Origin of the sequence: Streptomyces sp. SKN60, from assembly GCF_026236535.1 — a bacterium.
In the GTDB taxonomy this organism is placed as follows: domain Bacteria; phylum Actinomycetota; class Actinomycetes; order Streptomycetales; family Streptomycetaceae; genus Streptomyces.
Genome location: NZ_JAHTMW010000004.1, coordinates 389,591 through 405,507 on the forward strand (window position 1 = coordinate 389,591; position 15,917 = coordinate 405,507).

At 71.6% G+C, this 15,917-nt stretch carries 17 protein-coding genes; 5 read left to right on the top strand and 12 right to left on the bottom strand.

Annotated features, from left to right (window positions below):
- Window positions 1-23: 23 nt before the first annotated feature.
- The 5 genes from KV205_RS09600 to rpmG all read right to left on the bottom strand — a co-directional run bounded on the left by KV205_RS09600 (window position 24) and on the right by rpmG (window position 2,776).
- Entirely contained in the window at window positions 24-728 is a 705-nt protein-coding gene (locus KV205_RS09600) for a DUF6445 family protein (protein WP_265863670.1), read from the bottom strand.
- 154 nt (window positions 729-882) lie between these two features.
- Window positions 883-1,119, bottom strand: a complete 237-nt coding sequence (rpsR, locus tag KV205_RS09605) for a 30S ribosomal protein S18 (protein WP_265863672.1) — start codon at window positions 1,117-1,119, stop codon at window positions 883-885.
- Between the two features lie 44 nt (window positions 1,120-1,163).
- Window positions 1,164-2,315 (bottom strand): GTP-binding protein, encoded by a 1,152-nt coding sequence (locus KV205_RS09610; RefSeq protein ID WP_265863673.1) that lies wholly within the window; start codon window positions 2,313-2,315, stop codon window positions 1,164-1,166.
- Window positions 2,315-2,560, bottom strand: a complete 246-nt coding sequence (locus tag KV205_RS09615; protein ID WP_041132231.1) for a type B 50S ribosomal protein L31 — start codon at window positions 2,558-2,560, stop codon at window positions 2,315-2,317. The genes KV205_RS09610 and KV205_RS09615 overlap by 1 nt, the downstream gene beginning before the upstream one ends.
- 51 nt (window positions 2,561-2,611) lie before the next feature.
- The gene (gene rpmG, locus KV205_RS09620) at window positions 2,612-2,776 is read right to left on the bottom strand and encodes a 50S ribosomal protein L33 (protein WP_099198435.1); all 165 of its coding nucleotides are present in this window, start codon (window positions 2,774-2,776) and stop codon (window positions 2,612-2,614) included.
- Between the two features lie 86 nt (window positions 2,777-2,862).
- Here rpmG and rpmB point away from each other — a divergent pair, with 86 nt between their 5' ends.
- The 4 genes from rpmB (at window position 2,863) to KV205_RS09640 (ending at window position 4,864) form a co-directional block, all read left to right on the top strand.
- Entirely contained in the window at window positions 2,863-3,099 is a 237-nt protein-coding gene (rpmB, locus tag KV205_RS09625) for a 50S ribosomal protein L28 (protein WP_265863674.1), read from the top strand.
- Window positions 3,099-3,404 (top strand): 30S ribosomal protein S14, encoded by a 306-nt coding sequence (rpsN, locus tag KV205_RS09630; protein ID WP_265863675.1) that lies wholly within the window; start codon window positions 3,099-3,101, stop codon window positions 3,402-3,404. Before rpmB ends, rpsN begins: the two co-directional genes overlap by 1 nt.
- Window positions 3,405-3,526: 122 nt before the next feature.
- Window positions 3,527-3,697, top strand: coding sequence for a 50S ribosomal protein L32 (rpmF, locus tag KV205_RS09635; protein WP_086824730.1), 171 nt, complete (start codon window positions 3,527-3,529; stop codon window positions 3,695-3,697).
- Between the two features lie 6 nt (window positions 3,698-3,703).
- The gene (locus tag KV205_RS09640) at window positions 3,704-4,864 is read left to right on the top strand and encodes a GTP-binding protein (RefSeq protein ID WP_265863676.1); all 1,161 of its coding nucleotides are present in this window, start codon (window positions 3,704-3,706) and stop codon (window positions 4,862-4,864) included.
- 87 nt (window positions 4,865-4,951) lie between these two features.
- Here the strand turns inward: KV205_RS09640 and KV205_RS09645 are convergent, their stop codons facing one another.
- The 7 genes from KV205_RS09645 to KV205_RS09675 all read right to left on the bottom strand — a co-directional run bounded on the left by KV205_RS09645 (window position 4,952) and on the right by KV205_RS09675 (window position 14,939).
- Window positions 4,952-5,830 (bottom strand): anchored repeat-type ABC transporter permease subunit, encoded by an 879-nt coding sequence (locus KV205_RS09645; RefSeq protein ID WP_265863677.1) that lies wholly within the window; start codon window positions 5,828-5,830, stop codon window positions 4,952-4,954.
- Window positions 5,827-6,582 (bottom strand): anchored repeat-type ABC transporter ATP-binding subunit, encoded by a 756-nt coding sequence (locus KV205_RS09650; protein ID WP_265863678.1) that lies wholly within the window; start codon window positions 6,580-6,582, stop codon window positions 5,827-5,829. The genes KV205_RS09645 and KV205_RS09650 overlap by 4 nt, the downstream gene beginning before the upstream one ends.
- Window positions 6,579-8,123, bottom strand: a complete 1,545-nt coding sequence (locus KV205_RS09655) for a TIGR03773 family transporter-associated surface protein (RefSeq protein WP_265863679.1) — start codon at window positions 8,121-8,123, stop codon at window positions 6,579-6,581. The genes KV205_RS09650 and KV205_RS09655 overlap by 4 nt, the downstream gene beginning before the upstream one ends.
- The gene (locus KV205_RS09660; protein ID WP_265863680.1) at window positions 8,120-9,664 is read right to left on the bottom strand and encodes an anchored repeat ABC transporter, substrate-binding protein; all 1,545 of its coding nucleotides are present in this window, start codon (window positions 9,662-9,664) and stop codon (window positions 8,120-8,122) included. The genes KV205_RS09655 and KV205_RS09660 overlap by 4 nt, the downstream gene beginning before the upstream one ends.
- 87 nt (window positions 9,665-9,751) lie before the next feature.
- Complete coding sequence (locus tag KV205_RS09665) at window positions 9,752-11,437, bottom strand: choice-of-anchor M domain-containing protein (RefSeq protein WP_265863681.1); 1,686 nt, start codon at window positions 11,435-11,437, stop codon at window positions 9,752-9,754.
- Between the two features lie 83 nt (window positions 11,438-11,520).
- A complete protein-coding gene (locus KV205_RS09670; protein WP_265863682.1) occupies window positions 11,521-12,222 on the bottom strand; it encodes a choice-of-anchor M domain-containing protein in 702 nt (233 codons plus the stop codon).
- Between the two features lie 92 nt (window positions 12,223-12,314).
- Window positions 12,315-14,939, bottom strand: a complete 2,625-nt coding sequence (locus KV205_RS09675; protein WP_265863683.1) for an RICIN domain-containing protein — start codon at window positions 14,937-14,939, stop codon at window positions 12,315-12,317.
- A 385-nt stretch (window positions 14,940-15,324) separates the two neighbouring features.
- Here KV205_RS09675 and KV205_RS09680 point away from each other — a divergent pair.
- Window positions 15,325-15,917: endo-1,4-beta-xylanase (locus KV205_RS09680; protein WP_265863684.1), on the top strand; the 593-nt coding region annotated here is incomplete at its 3' end.

Consider the following 15,917-nt stretch of genomic DNA (forward strand, 5'->3'; position numbering starts at 1 on the left):
CGGAGCAGGGCCACCGTCTGAGGTCACCTGGTGCCGCCGGCCGCCATCCAGAAGAAGACGGCCGTCATCCGCTTGTCCTCCAGGGTCGTGCCGGTGTAACCGGTCGCCGTGTGGATGAGGTTGGCCGAGTACAGCAGCAGACGGTTGTAGCGGGGCGGGACGCGCAGGTCCTCGGTGAAGGAGTCCTCGGGCACGAAGCGGGTGCCGAGCGCGTCGACCAGGTTGTCGTGCGGGGCGAGCACCTGATTGCCGCCGAGGACGCCGCCGGGCAGGTTCTGGCGGTAGAAGCTGGTTCCGCAGTCCTTGGGCAGGTCCGGGCTGAGGTACAGCACCGCCGCGTAGCGGCACAGACTGCGGGAGTCGGTGTGCGGGCGCGGCTCGCACTCGTCCTTGCCGACGACCTGGACGCAGTTGTGGTTGAAGGTGCCACCGCCGGCGGGGTCCACGGCCCAGATCCGCTGCGCCCCCGTGGTCTTGCGGACCAGCTTCTCCACGTGGGCCAGCTCGGCCGGTTCGAGCCCCGGCATCGTGCGCAGCCCCGGCCACGGCTCGGGCTTGTGCGGATAGCCCTGCACCCAGTCGTCCCGCTCCAGCATGCGCGCCCGTACGGCGTCGGGGTCGGGCAGGACGTCGTCCAGGATCCAGTAGTCCCGGCCGCGGGTCGGCTTGCGGTACGGGAGGGCCCGGGGCGCGGCCGGGCGTGCGGGGTGGGAGGGCAGAGGCGGCATGACCGGAACGCTAGGCGCCGGGGCGGAAGGTGCCTGCCATCGCTCCGCCAAGACTGCGGCAGGACATCGTCATGCAGGCAATCCGGAGGGAAAGAAGGCGGCCGCCGCGCCCCCGCCCCACTCCCCCGCTCCCCTCCCCCTTCCTGGGGAGCCGTCAGCGACCGGCGTACGGCAGCAGGGCCATCTCCCGGGCGTTCTTGACGGCGGCGGCGAGGGCCCGCTGCTGCTGGGCGGTCACCCGGGTGACGCGGCGGCTGCGGATCTTGCCCCGGTCGGAGATGAACTTCCGGAGCAGGTCGGTGTCCTTGTAGTCGATGTACGTGATGCCGGCCGCGTCGAGCGGGTTGGGGCGGGACTTCACGGGCTTGCGGGGGTCGGGGCGTCGGGCCATGTCACGGTTCCTTCGGGTGAGCGTTTCAGTGGGGTCGTACGAGGTCAGGCGGCGTCGAGCAGCGAGTCGAACGCGGCGGGCAGGCGCTTCCACGCCTCGCGGCCCGCCTGGTACTCGGCGTCCGTCAGCAGACAGGAGTCGAGGAGCACTTCGAGCCCCTCCCGGTCGAGGCCGGGCGAGGTGAAGACGAGGTGCTGGCAGCAGTCGCCGTGCTCGGGGTGCCAGTCGAGGGCGGCCGCCGCGCGGCGGACGGGCGGGACCATCTCCCAGGCGGCGTCGGGCAGGGACGCCAGCCAGGGGCCGGCGCTCTCCACGCACAGCGCTCCGCCGGCCGCGTCCCAGGCGAGCAGGGTGTCGGGGCGGTCGGCGAGCCAGAACCGCCCACGGCTGCGGGCCGCCGCGCAGCACAGGTCCTCAAGGGCCTCGTACAGCCGACCCGGGTGGAACGGGCGGTGGCGGCGCCAGACGAAGGTGCTGACGCCCGCCTCGTCCGCGTCCTGGGGCAGCAGCGCGCAGGCGGGGTGCTGGGCGGCCGCCGCGGCCTCGACGTCGAAGCCGGCGAACGCGGCCGCGGCGAGCTCGCCGGAGCCGGCCGGCACGAGCCGCGCGGTGGGGTGCAACTGCGCGAGGAGGGCGCGGTCCTCGTCGTCCGCGTCCGCGCTGTCGACGACGGCGAGGACGGGCGCGTACTCCAGCTGACGGGCCCAGGTGTCCCCGACGGTCCGCTGGTCGGTCGGGGCGGCGGCCAGGCCGGCCTCGGCCAGGTCGTCTCCGTTGCCGAGGTACGGCAGGACGAGCGCGGGGTCCACGGCGGTGATCACGTTCGTCAGGGCCAGGCGGTCTCCGCCGTGGGCGGCGATGACCTCCGCCATGGCCCTGGGCTCGACCGAGTCCCACAGCTCGACCACGGCGAGACGGGTCAGACGGCTGTCCGCCAGCCGTTCCAGTTCCGGGACGAGGTCCTCGCGCAGGGCGCAGCAGGCGCAGTCGTTGACCAGGGGCGTCTCGCCGGAGGAGAGGGTGCCGGAGGCGTCGCGGATCAACCGCAGGACGTTGCCGCCGGATGCCCCCGCCAGGTCGTGGTGCAGGGCCACGCTGCCGGGGACGGTCTTCAGGAGTCGTTCGACGACCTCCTTGCGGGCGTCGGCGTGCAGTCCGCCGACGAGTACGACGGGGAGCCGGTGATCGCCACGCATCAGCGGGCTCCGTAGCGGCGCTGGAACTTCTCGACGCGGCCGGCGGTGTCGAGGACGCGGGCGGTGCCCGTGTAGAAGGGGTGGCTCGCCGAGGAGATCTCGACGTCGACGACCGGGTAGGTGTTGCCGTCCTCCCACTCGACGGTCTTGTCGCTGGTCATCGTGGACCGGGTGAGGAACGCGGTGCCGGAGGCGGAGTCGCGGAAGACGACCGGCTCGTAGGCGGGGTGGATTCCGGGCTTCATGGCAGGACCTTTCGATGGTCGGGGGGTCGGGGTGGGGGTGGGGCCGAGTGGTCAGCGCTCTTCGCGGAAGTCGACGTGGCGGCCGACCACGGGGTCGTACTTGCGGAGCACCAGGCGGTCGGGGTCGTTGCGCCGGTTCTTGCGCGTCACATAGGTGAACCCGGTGCCTGCGGTGGAGCGGAGCTTGATGACCGGGCGGATCTCGTTGCGTGCCATGCCGCACAGTATATGGGAACGATTTTCATTTCCAATACCGCTACAGTGGCCACCACAGTCCAGCCAGCAGGAAAGGCGCATCACCCATGTCAGCTCACTGCCAACTGACCGGCACCAAGCCGGGCTTCGGCAACACGATCTCCCACTCCCACCGGCGCACCTCACGCCGTTTCGACCCGAACATCCAGCGCAAGCGCTACTGGCTGCCCAGCGAGGGACGGCACGTCCGGCTCACCCTGAGCACCAAGGCGATCAAGACGGTGGACGTGATCGGCCTCGAAGCGGCCGTGGCGCGCATCCGCGCCCGAGGAGGGAAGGTCTGATGGCCAAGCGCAGCAAGATCGCGAAGAACGAGAAGCGCAAGGAGATCGTCGAGCGGTACGCCGCCCGGCGGGCGGAGCTGAAGGAGATCATCCGCCGCCCGTCCTCCACGACGGCCGAACGGGACGCCGCCCTCGCGGAGTTGCGGCGCCAGCCGCGCGACGCCAGCGCCACGCGGGTACGCAACCGCGACAGCACGGACGGCCGCCCCCGGGGCTACCTGCGCAAGTTCGGCCTCTCCCGCGTAGAGGCTCGCCGGCAGGCACACGCCGGGTTCCTTCCGGGAGTGACGAAGTCGTCCTGGTAGACGCGAACGCGTGTGCCCCGCGGGCCGCAAGGGGTCCGCGGGGCACACGCGGGACAAATTGATAATAGGATCCATTTTCATATAGCCTCTGCGTGTCGGAACCCGGACCGAGGAGTCTCACGATGGCCGTCCCCAAGCGGAAGATGTCCCGCAGCAACACCCGTCACCGCCGCGCCCAGTGGAAGGCGACCACGCCGCAGCTGGTGCCGATCACCGTGGACGGCGTCGTCCACCAGGTCCCGCAGCGCCTGGTGAAGGCGTACGAGCGCGGCCTGATCCAGCCGGAGGGCTGAGCGCTCATGACGCCCACCGACCGCCTGCCGGTCACGGTTCTCTCCGGGTTCCTCGGGGCCGGGAAGACCACCCTGCTCAACCATGTGCTCGGCAATCGCGAAGGACTGCGCGTCGCGGTCATCGTCAACGACATGAGCGAGGTCAACATCGACGCCGCGCTCGTCCGCGGCGGCGAGGCGGCCCTGTCCCGCACCGAGGAGCGGCTGGTCGAGATGACCAACGGGTGCATCTGCTGCACCCTGCGCGACGACCTCCTGGAGGAGGTCGACCGGCTCGCCCGCGAGGGCCGCTTCGACCATCTGCTCATCGAGTCGAGCGGCATCTCCGAGCCCATGCCCGTGGCCGCCACCTTCTCCTTCCCCCGCGACGACGGGGCCACCCTCGGCGACCTCGCCCGGCTCGACACCATGGTGACCGTCGTGGACGCCGCGGGGTTCCTGCCCGAGCTGGACGGCGGCGACGAACTCGTCGCGCGCGGCCTGGACCAGTACGAGGACGACGAGCGGACCGTGAGCGATCTCCTCATGGACCAGGTCGAGTTCGCGGACGTCATCGTCCTCAACAAGCTCGACCTGGTCGGCCCGGAGGAGGCGCGCCGGCTGCGCGCCACGCTGTCGCGGCTCAACCCGGAGGCCCGGATCGTCCCGGCCGTGCGCGGCCAGGTGCCGCTCGAACACATCCTGGGCACCGGCCTGTTCGACGTCGAGCGGGCGCAGCAGGCCCCCGGCTGGGTGAAGGAGCTCAACGGCGACCACGTACCGGAGACCGAGGAGTACGGCATCTCCTCGCTCGTGTTCCGCTCCGAGCTGCCGTTCCATCCCGGGCGCCTGTGGGCCTTCGTCACAAAAGGCCTGGACAGCGGCACCTTCGGGCGGGTCCTGCGCTCCAAGGGCTTCTTCCGGCTCGCCAGCCGGCCCCGGGTGACGGGCCTGTGGTCCCAGGCCGGCGCCGTCGCCCGGTTCGAACCGTCCGGCGCCCGCGGCCCGGAGACCACCCAGGGCCAGGAGCTCGTCTTCATCGGCACCGGCCTGCGCGCCGACGCCCTGCGCGCGGCGCTGGAAGCCTGTCTGCTGGTGCCGGGCGAGGCCGTCCCCGCCGACGACGACTTCCCCGCGTGGGAGACGTACGGCATCGAGGACGCCTGCGAGCACGAACAGGCGGCCTGAAACAGCAGCCCGACCAGCCAGACGCAGAGGGGGGCGCCGCGAGATCTCGCGGCGCCCCCCTCTGCGTTTCCTTTCCCGCCCGTTCGCCTAGCCGGCCGGCTCCGGCAACGGCTGCGCCGCGGGCGCCGCCCGGCGGCGGGCGCGTGCCAGGAGGCCGTGTCTGGGGGCCAGGCACCAGGTGAGGGCGAAGAGGCCGGTGAGCACGACGACGATGGAGCCGCCGGCCGCCAGGTCGTACGCGTACGAGACATACAGTCCGCCGAGGGTGCCGGCGCAGCCGATGCCGGACGCCAGCAGGGTCATGACGCCGAGCCGGTCGGTGAGCATGCGGGCGGTCGCGGCGGGGGTGATGAGCAGCGCGAGGACCAGGATGTTGCCGACCGCCTCAAGGGACATGACGATCGTCGTCGTCACGACGATGTAGAGGAGCAGGTCGAGGCGGAAGACCGGCAGTCCGGCGGCCCGCGCCGTCTCGCGGTCCAGGGTGACGGCGACGAGTTCCTTGCGCAGGAGGAGCACGACGGTGACGAGTACGGCTCCGAGTCCCGCCACCGTCCACACGTCCTCGGGGCCGACGGCGAGGACCTGGCCGAAGAGGAAGGAGGACAGGTCGGTCGTCCAGCTGTCCCGGGTGGAGACGAGGACGATGCCGAGGCCGAAGGCGAACGCGAAGAAGACGCCGATGACGGTGTCCTCCTTCAGCCGCCGGTTCTGGGAGACGAAGGCGATCAGGACGGCCGTGGTGATGCCGGCGGCCGCGCCGCCGAGCAGCAGATTGCCCTCCAGGGCATACGCGAGGGCGACGCCGGGGAACGCGGAGTGCGCCACGGCATCGCCGATGAAGGCCATGCCCCGCAGGACGACGAAGACGCCGACGACCCCGCAGACCAGGCCTACGACCGCGGCGACCGCGAAGGCGCGCTGCATGAAGGGGAGTTCCCACGGGCCGAGCAGGAAGTCGATCACGCCGCCTCCCCCGCCGCGCTCCCGGCGCCCGCCCGGTCGAGGCCGAAGGCCTGGAGCATCCGGTCCGGATCGGAAAGGAGTTCCGGGCCGCCCTCCGCGACCACCGTCCGGTTGAGCAGGACGACGCGGGTGCAGGTGCGGGCGGCGGCCGCCAGGTCGTGTGTGGTCATGAGCAGGGCCGTTCCGTCCTCGGCCAGCCGGCCGAACAGGTCGTTCAGGAGCTCCTGCGTGGGGACGTCGACACCGGTGAACGGCTCGTCCAGAAGCAGGATGCGCGGCTCGGCGGCCAGGGCACGGGCCACGAGGACGCGCTGCCGCTGGCCGCCCGACAGCTCGCCGACGGGTCTGCGCCGCAGGTCCGTGAGGCCGCTGAGTTCCAGCGCCCGGTCCACGGCGGCATGGTCGGCCGCCGACGGTCTGCGCAGCCAGCCGATGCGCCGGGTGCGGCCGGACAGGACGGCGCCGGCGATGTCGACCGGGAAGTCCCAGGCGAACTCGTGGCGCTGGGGGACGTAGCCGATCAGGCGCCGCGCCTCCGACACGGGCTGTCCGGCCACCAGGACCCGGCCGGCCGAGAGGGGGGTGAGGCCGAGGACGGCCCGCAGCAGGGTCGTCTTGCCCGCGCCGTTGGGTCCGATCAGCCCGACCAGTTCCCCGGCGCCGACGGAGAGGTGCGCGTCCTGGAGTGCGATGCGGCCGCCGAGGGCGACGGTGACGCCCTCGGCCCGCAGGACGGGACCGGCCGCGCTCATGCCCGTACCCCGTTCCGCTGTCCCCTGCGGCGGTTCAGCACGACCAGGGTGGCGCCGGCTGCGGCGAGGGCCACGGCGGCGGCGCCCATGAGCGCGACGTCGCCCGCGCCGGTGTCGGCCATGGAGCCGGATGTGCTCTTGCGGTCCTCGGCGGGGTCGCCGCCTGCGGAGTCCGGCTTGTCGCCGGTCCCCGAAGACGCCCCTCCGGATCCGGACGGGTTGCCGGACGGGTTGCCGGACGCGCCGTCGGACGGGGCGACGGAACCCGGGTCCGTCCCGTCGCCGACCACGAACGTGAGCGTCTCCGTGTCCGTCGAGGCCGATCCGTTCGCCAGGGTGCCGGTCATCGAGACCGTGAGCCGGTGCACTCCTTCGCCGCCGAAGGCCCAACCGCCGTGGGCGTGCGTGTTGGCCGGGACGTCGATGGTGTCCGGCACGCCGTCCCTGCTGTTGAACAGGACGTTCGCGCCCGAGAGTCCGTCGTAGGTGTAGAGGGCGAAGCTGCCGGGCCCCTCGGCCTTCGTCAGGGCGAACTTCACACCGCCCTTGAGCGCGCCCGCCTCGACGTTGTCGGTGGACCAGCCCGGCCACAGCAGGCCCTCCTGCTGGACCTGGTCGAGCAGCCAGACCGGCTCGCCGCTCTTGCCCAGGAAGGAGAAGGCGTTCCCGGCCGGGATCTGCTTCTTCGCGGCGGGCCTGACGTGGAGCTCCACCGAGGACGGCTCGCGCCAGGTGGTCTTCCCGGCGACCGTGCCGTCCTTGACCTGGATCTGCAGCTTCCCGTCGACGACTCGTGCCGCGATGTCCACATGGCCTTCCTGGAGGACCTTCTTCTGCGTGGCCGCCCTCGCCCTGGTGGATGCCGGGGCCGCCGCGCGCGTGACCGCCAGGGCGGGCGCCGTCGGAGCGGCCGCCGCGGGCATGGGTGTGGGCGTCGGCGTCCGCGTAGGCGTGGGCGTCGCGAGAGCGGGGGCGCCGACCCGTACCGTCAACGTCGTCGTCCGGCGGACCGGTTCCGTCGCCGGGGAGTCGGCGAGGGTGAGCCCGTACGTGCCCGGGGCGGTGAACGCCCAGCGGGAGGCGGGCGGCACCGCGATGTCGGCGGCAGCGGCGTCACGAGGCGGAATCGGGTAACCGTCCTCGGGCAGCCCTTCGGCACCGTCACTGCGCGCCACCAGCTCGGGCGCCGTGCCCTCTCCCCCACGGTGGATGACGAGGGCTCCGGGGCCCTCGACGCCCGTGAGGGTCAGTCCGGCGGCGTCGGCGGGCTCCTCGATGTCCCACACCCGCGCCCCCGGTTCGCCCAGGAACGCGTACGCGGCCTCGTCCGGTACGACCAGGACCTGTGTGTCCGGGGTGACGGCCCGTGGGACCGGGGTCTCGGACGCCGAAGTCCCGGACGCCGAAGGCTCGGACGCCGAGGGCTCGGCCGCGGCGGCGGTCGCGGTGAGGGCCGCGGTGGGGGTCAGGATCAGGGCCGTACCGAGGGCGCGGCCGAGAGCGATCCGGCCGGGTGTCCCCTTCTTGCGTAGGCTCGTCATCGGGTCGTGCTTCCCTTTCCGCCCAGGCAGCGGGCGAGTTCGTCGGCGTTGTGGCGCATCATTCCGACGTAGTCGTGGACCTTGTCGTCGAAGGAGTCGCCGTAGATCGTGCAGAGGCCCACGCCCTCGTCCTGAGCCACCCGGCGCAGGATGTCGGCGCGTGCGGCGAGGTTGGGTTCGAGGAAGACGGCCGGGACCTTCTTCTCCCGGATGGTGCGCCGCAGTTGCTCGACCTCGGCCGCGCTCGGTTCCTGGCTCGGGACGGGGACGACGAAGCCGGCGACCTCCATGCCGTACGCCTGGGCGAGGTAGCCGAAGGCGTCGTGCGTGGTGATGAGCTTGCGGTGGGCCGCGGGGACCGTCGCGAGGGTGGTGGCGACGTTCTTGTGCAGGTCGGCGAGTGAGCGCAGGTACGTCTTGGTGTTGCGCTCGTAGACGGCCTTGCCTGCCGGGTCGGCCTTGGCGAGTTCGGCCTCGATGCGGCGGACGTACGCCTCGGCGTTGGACACGTCGCCCCAGGCGTGCGGGTCCAGGTCGCCGTGGACGTGCTTGCCGATGACGGCCTGCGGCAGGACCCAGATGTCCTGGCCGGCGGCACCGAGGAAGCGGTACTGCTCCTCCTTGGGCACCTTCGCCTTCGCCCGGTCGGGGACGTTCAGCGCGACGCCCGGGCCGGGTAGGCGCAGCCGTCCGCCGGTGGCCTTGTCGTCGGTCCGTACGTAGACGGACTTCTGCCGGGCGTTGAGGGTGAGGTCGGCGTGACCGCCGTCGAGCGTCGTGCGCCCCGCGGCCGGCTTGTTGTGCGCGGCGCCGCCGACGGTGAAGGTGACGGTGCCCTGTCCGGCGTCGGTGGTCGTTCCGTCCAGGGCCTCGACCTGGCCGCGTACGGTCAGTTCGTACGTACCCGGCTTCGTGAAGACCCAGTTCACGTGGGTGTGGGCCTCGGGCGGCAGGGTGAAGGAGTCCTTCGCGTCGAGGCCGTCGGTCGAGTCGATGTAGCTGGTGGGGTTGCCGAGGGTGTCGGTGAGGTAGACGTGCAGGTCGCCCGGGCCGGTGAGCTTCACGGCGCTGGTACGCACATGGGCGCCCTCGCCGGCGACCTCGCCCTCCACGGCCCAGCCGAGCCACAGGACGTCGAGCCCGAGGTCCTCCTCCAGCTTCATGACGTGGCCGCCGAACTGCTCAAGCCTGGCGGCGATCTCGACCTTCGGCGCGCCCTCGCGGGCGTTGTTGTGGATCATCTTCATGATCCCGGGCTCCTCCAGGAGCAGCCCGTTGGAGAAGACGAGGTCGGCCCGCGCGACCTTGGCCGTGTCGCTCGGGCTGGGCTCGTAGGAGTGCGGGTCGCCGTGGTGCGGGACGATCGAGGTGACGTCGACGCGGTCGCCGCCGACCTGGCGTGCCAGGTCGGCGATGATGCCGGTGGTCGTCGAGACGGTCAGGGCGGCGTCCGAGGCGCCGGGGCCGGGGCCGGAGCAGCCGGCCAGCAGCAGGGCACCGGCCAGTGCGAGAGCGGTTCTACGTGGCGCGGTGGTGCGCACGACGGAACTCCTTGGTGGACCTTGTGGTGGGTACGGAGGACCGGCTCCGGGGGCGGGAGGGACGGCTGTGACCCCCGGAGCCGGTGGTCAGGGGGCGAGGTCCGACGGATCCTCGCGCCGGCGGCGGGCGAGCAGGAGGGCCGCCGTTCCGGCGCAGACCGCGGCGATCGCCAGGCCGACGGGCAGCAGGGCGGGGGCGCCGGTGGAAGCCAGGCCGCCGCCGGTCGACCCGCCGGTGACCTGGCCACCGTTCCCGGAGTCGCCGCCCGTTCGCGGCGTCTCCATGGCCGTCGGGCCGTCCGTGGCTCCCGGTGTCGGTGCGGACGAAGGCGGGGACGGATCCGGCCCCGGCCGGGACGCGGTCGGGGTGGTGGTCGGGGTCCGGCTGGGCGGGGCGGTCGTGGGGGCGGTGGGCTCGGTGCCCTCGCCCGGCTTCACCGTCGTGGGGTCGACGGCCCCGACCGCCCAGGCGATCGTCGCCGTGTCGCTGACCTTCGTACCGTCGGTGAGGGTGGCGGCGACGGTGAACGTCGTGCGGTAGACGCCTTCCTTGGTGAAGGCCCACGCGGAGTGGGAGTGGCTGCCGGCGGCGTGCTCGAACGCGTCGGGCAGTCCGTCGCCGCTGTCCACGAGGACGGTGCTGTCCATCGAGTTGTCGTTGACGACGGCGAGCGTGCCGGGTCCCTCGAGCGAGTCGAGCCGGTAGGTGATCCTGCCCCTGACCTGGGAGGCGGGGAAGCCTTCGGTGCTCCAGCCGGGCCAGACGAGTCCGGCGAGCCGGCTGGACGGGAGCCACCAGACGGGGTCTCCGGGGGTGCCGAGGAAGGCGTACGCCTCGCTGATACGGCGCTTGGCGGCCGGTCCGACGTGGATGACGACGTCGTCGGGCTCGTGCCACCGCGGGTTCTGGAGGGTGCCGTCCTTGATCTGGAAGGCGAGCTTTCCGCCCTCTCCCGGCCGCGCGGCCAGGTCGATGTGTCCGTCGTCGATGACGTACGCGGCCGGCGCCGTCGAGGTCGGCGACGGGGCTGACGGTGTGGGGGACGTGGGCGTGGGTGTCGTCCCGCCACCGGGCCGTACGTGTGTGGGGTCGCTGGACCCGACGGCGACGGCGAGGGTCTCGGTGTCGCTGACCTTGCTCCCATCGGCCATGGTCGCGCTGACGGTGAGGGTGAGCCGGTGGACTCCTTCGGCGGCGAAACCCCAGGTGGGAGCGAACCGTTCCGTGCCCTGCGGCAGCGAGAAGGAACGGTGAGCGGGATCCTCGCTGTTGAGGTGCTGGACGGGCTCCTGGTCGGACCACTCCATCTCTTCGGTGAAGGTGTAGAGCGCGAACCGTCCCTCGCCCTGGGCCCGGTCGAGGCTGACCTCCACCGATCGCGCGCCGGCCGGGCCCGTCCAGCCGGGCGTCAGGGCGAAGACGTCCTTCGCGTGACGCCCGTTCAGGAACCATCCGTACAGTCCGTCGCCCAGGACCGGGTTGACCGGCGAGAGGATCGACTCCTTCGCCTCGGGTACGACATGCAGCACCACGTCCGACGGTTCGCGCAGCACCGTCCCGTCGCCGGTGCGGTCGGCGATCCGCAGGTCGAGCCGGCCGTCGGCGAGCTGCGGTACGAAGTCGATGTCGCCCTGCGTCAGTACGGCGCCGCTGTCGGCCCGGGCGGTGCCGCTGCCCGCGGCGACCAGTCCGACGGCCGTGGCGAGCAGCGCGGCGGCCAGGGTGGCGGCGGTCGCCGCGACGGCGCGGCGGCCGTGTGTCAGGACGCTCATGGTCCTGCCTCCTTGCCAAGGCGGTGACCCGCCCGCCCGGGCGGCGGGCACGGGCGGGCGGGTCACCGCGGTCCGGTCGCCGGTCAGTTGGTGACGGTGATGGTGTAGGTGTCGGTGGCCGTCCTGGTCACGCCGCCCACGGTGCCGCTGACGGTGAAGGTCACCTGGTAGGTGCCGGGCTCCTCGAAGGCCCAGTTGGCGTGGTCGTGCGCGCCGACGGCGAAGGTCTTGGTCTTGTAGGAGGTGCTGGTGCCGCTGTCGTAGTAGCGGTCCACGGTCGAGCCGTTGACCTTGTAGACGCTGAAGTCGTCAGTGGCGGCGCCGTCGCGGGTCACCGTGCCGAGCTTGTACTGCACGGTGTCGCCGGCGAACACGCCGGAGGTCAGGTGCTCGGTGGAGATGCCGGGCCACAGCACGTTCCTGGCGGTCGCCACGGCCTGGTCCTGCGGCAGGACCCAGACCTGTGCGCCGGTGCCGAGGAAGCCGTACTGCGTGCCGGTCGGGCGCGCCACCTTGGCGGCGGCCGGCACGGAGAGCACCACGTCGGCCGGGTTGTACTCGACCGCGTTGGTCTCGTCGTGCACGTGCAGGGCGAAGGCGGCGCCGTCCCACTCCGCATCCAGGACGTCGACGTGGCCGGCGGAGAGCGTGGTCGCGGCGAATGCGGAGCTGTTGAGGCCGGCCACGGCGAGCACGGTGGCGGCGACGCCGGTCACGGTCATCAGGCGCTTGCGGGTACGCAAAGGGAACCCCCCATGGGTCATGTCCATGACGTTCATGGACATGCAGACGATAATCATTTTCATTAAACGTCCGCAACCCTGCCCTGCCGGGGGGCCGCAGGCGTCGTGCCCGCGGCCCCCCTCGGGAGTGGAGGTCAGGACGGGTCGCCGTACTGGAGGCCGCGTCCGTTGGTGCCGACGTAGACGCGGCCGAAGGTGTCGGGGTCGCCGGTGATGACGCCGACGCCGCCGATGGCGCCCCACTGGTGGGCGTCGTCGTTGACGCGGAGCCAGGTGGCGCCCTGGTCGGTGGAGCGGAAGACTCCGGTGACGTCCTTGACGGTGCCGATCAGGTACAGGGCCTGGTAGGAGGCGCCCGGTGCGGCCTTGCCGTAGCCGAGGGCGGAGGCGGACTTCACCGTGGTGACCTGTGTGAAGGTGCGGCCGCCGTCGGTGGAGTGCAGCAGCCCCTGGCCGCCGCCGGCGATCCACAGGTCCCCGGCGACCCCGGGAACGGCCGTGAGCCGGCCGGCGGGCAGGCCGGTGGCGCGGGCCGTGAAGGTGGCGCCGCCGTCGGTGCTGGCGTGGAGCGTGCCGCCGGACAGGGAGTAGAAGGTCCTGGCCGAGGAGCGGTCGGCGACGACGACGGCGTCGGTGCCCAGGCCGCTGACCTTCGACCAGCTCGCCCCCTTGTCGGTCGAGCGGTACGGGACCTGGCCGGCCTCGGTCCAGACGATGGTGGAGCCGTCCGCCGCGAGCGCGACATGCCCGTCCTGGGCGCCGGCCACCGGCTCCGCCGTGAAGCCGTTCCAGTTGTTGCCGCCGTCGGTGGAGTAGGCGCCGTCCTGCGCGCCGCCACGGCCGACGCGGACCATCATCGAAGGGTTGGCCTGGGCGAAGTCGATGTCGGTGCTGTTGGTCATCATCGGGTTCGCCAGCCGCCCGGCCGGCACCTTGGTCAGGTCGTCGTGGCGGAAGCCGCCCTGGTCGCCCATGGAGGTGATGACGGTGGCACCGCCGGGCGGGGCGATCGCGTCCATCAGCGCGGTCTCCTCAAGCCCTCGGGCGCCCATGCTCCAGTGGCTGGTGCCGCCGCTGTCGGAGGCATCGGCGTCCTTGCTGCGCAGGATGCCGTTGCCGGTGCCGTACAGCACGTGCCCGGAGTCGAAGGGATCGATGGCCAGGGCGGTCATCCAGTGCCCGGTGTGGGTGCCGACGTAGGGAGCGGCGGAGGCGCTGCGCGACGACTTGTCGGCCAGAGCCTTCCATGTCGTGCCGCCGTCGGTCGTGCGGTAGATCTCGTCCTCGGGCCACCAGCGACCGAGGGTGGTGACCATCACCGTGGAGGGCTTCCGCGGGTCGACGGCCAGACCGGAGAACCCGTAACTCCCCTGGGACGGGGAGATGTTCTTCCACGCCCCGCCGGCCGGCGTGTGCTTCCACACCGAACCCGCCGTCACGCCGTTGGGTCCGAGGGCGTCGGTGTACGTCAGGTAGAGCGAGCCGTCACCGGAGAGCACGCCGTGCTGCGGCAGCCGGCCGGTGGGCTGCCCGGGGACGGCCTGCCAGGTGCTGCCGCCGTCGGTGGAGCGGTACAGGGAGGTGGACTTGTCGGCGACGCCGACGTAGACCGTCTTGCTGCCTGCCGGGCCGTACGTCACGAAGGAGATCCCCGCGCCGCTGCTCGCCCCGTCCTTGACGGGGAACGAGGAGACCTGCCGCCATGTCACGCCGAAGTCGGTGCTGCGCCACAGGCCGTTCTTACGGCTGCCGAGGAGCAGGGTGCGGTGGTCCGAGGGGTCGATCGCCAGCCGCTCCCCCGCCCCGCGGCCGTCCTCGTTGCCGCCGAGTTTGAACGGCAGCTCGGTGCGCTGGAAGGTGCGGCCCCGGTCGGTGGAGCGCAGGATCGCGCCGTTGCCGGCCCATTCGTTGCTGTAGGTGCCCGCCGCGAGATAGAGCCGGCCGGGTTCGACGGGATCGGTGGCCACCGCGTCGATGCCCAGCAGGTTCCAGTCCTTCTCACCGAGCCAGTCCGTCAGCGGGATCCACTGCTCGGCCGCCGTGTCCCAGCGGTAGGCGCCGCCCATGTCGGTGCGCGCGTACAGCAGGCCCTTCTCCCGCGGGTTGAACACCAGGCCGGTGACGTAACCGCCGCCGACCACCTGGGCGTTCCGCCAGGTGTACGGGCCGGTCGCGGCCGAACCGGCGTCGGGTGCCTTCACCAGCTTCCACTGCTGGTTGGTGCTGCCCTTGCCGGGATACTGGATGATCGCCGCGCCCTGCGCCATGGAACCCCCGGAGACATCGAGGACCATGCCGCTCTTGCGTGAGGTGAAGGTGACGGCATCGGAACCGCTCACGACGTCGATCCGCCACTCCTGGGAGGGGGAGGAGCTGTCGGTCTGCTGCTCGGCGACGGCCGACCGGGCGGTCGAGCCGCCCGCTATGCCCAGCACCTTGCCGCTGTTGCGGTTCACCAGCTCGTAATAGCCGTCCCCGGTCGACCTCAGCCGCCACAGCTGGTTGGCCGTGTTCTGGTCGGTCCACTGCTGGACACGGGTGCCGTCGGCGGTGGAGAAGCCGTTGACGTCCATCACCTTGCCACTGCGCACGGAGACCAGCCGGTAGGAGGCACCGTCGTCGACCGTCGCCGCCTCCGAGTCCTCCTGGGCGAACAGGAGATAGGGCACGAGAACGGCGGGCACACCGAGCAGCAGACCGGTGACGGTCCTACGACGGCGGTGACGACCGCGGCGACCGCCGTCTGTGGGGTTGTTCATGGGGGGGTTCTCCTTGCGTACGTTCACGGGGCAGGCGGATCCAGGCACCGCAATGACCGGATCCGACTCCTTGTCGCCGCAGGCACCGCAAAGGGTTGCCGTGCCCCGTGAACTCTTTTCCCGTGTGAGCGGGTGGCCACAGGACCGTGACGTGCGGCGACTTCACCGAAAGACTTTCGATGAGAACACGCTCGGAGAAGGCGGCACTTACTCTTGTCGAAGGGAAGAGGCGTCGAAATATTTCGAAACTCTTGACATGTTTCTTCGAGGTTTCCAGACTGACGCCAGTCGTCCGCGCCGTTCGCCCGTGAATGCGGGTGTCTCCGACGCGGACTCGTTCTGTCGCGCTCAAATCCTTCCGTGATGCCCGTCCTGGAGGTTCGTCATGCGCTCGAATGCCGCTCCCCCCTCCACCGTCCGCCGGACAATCGGCGGTCTGTGTGCGGCGCTGATCGTCGGGGTCCTCGGTTCGGCCACCATCCTGGTCGCGCCGTCCACCTCACAGGCCGCCGAGAGCACACTCGGCAGCGCCGCGGCGCAGAGCGGCCGCTACTTCGGCACCGCCATCGCCTCGGGCAGGCTGGGCGACTCGGCGTACACGACCATCGCGAACCGTGAGTTCAACATGGTGACGCCCGAGAACGAGATGAAGATCGACGCCACCGAACCCCAGCAGGGCCGGTTCGACTTCACCGCCGGCGACCGCGTCCACAACTGGGCGGTGCAGAACGGCAAGAAGGTGCGCGGCCACACCCTCGCCTGGCACTCCCAGCAGCCCACCTGGATGCAGAACCTCAGCGGCAGCGCGCTGCGTCAGGCGATGATCAACCACATCAACGGCGTGATGGGCCACTACAAGGGCAAGATCGCCCAGTGGGACGTCGTCAACGAGGCCTTCGCGGACGGCAGTTCGGGTGCCCGGCGCGACTCCAACCTGCAGCGCACCGGCAACGACTGGATCGAGGTCGCCTTCCGCAC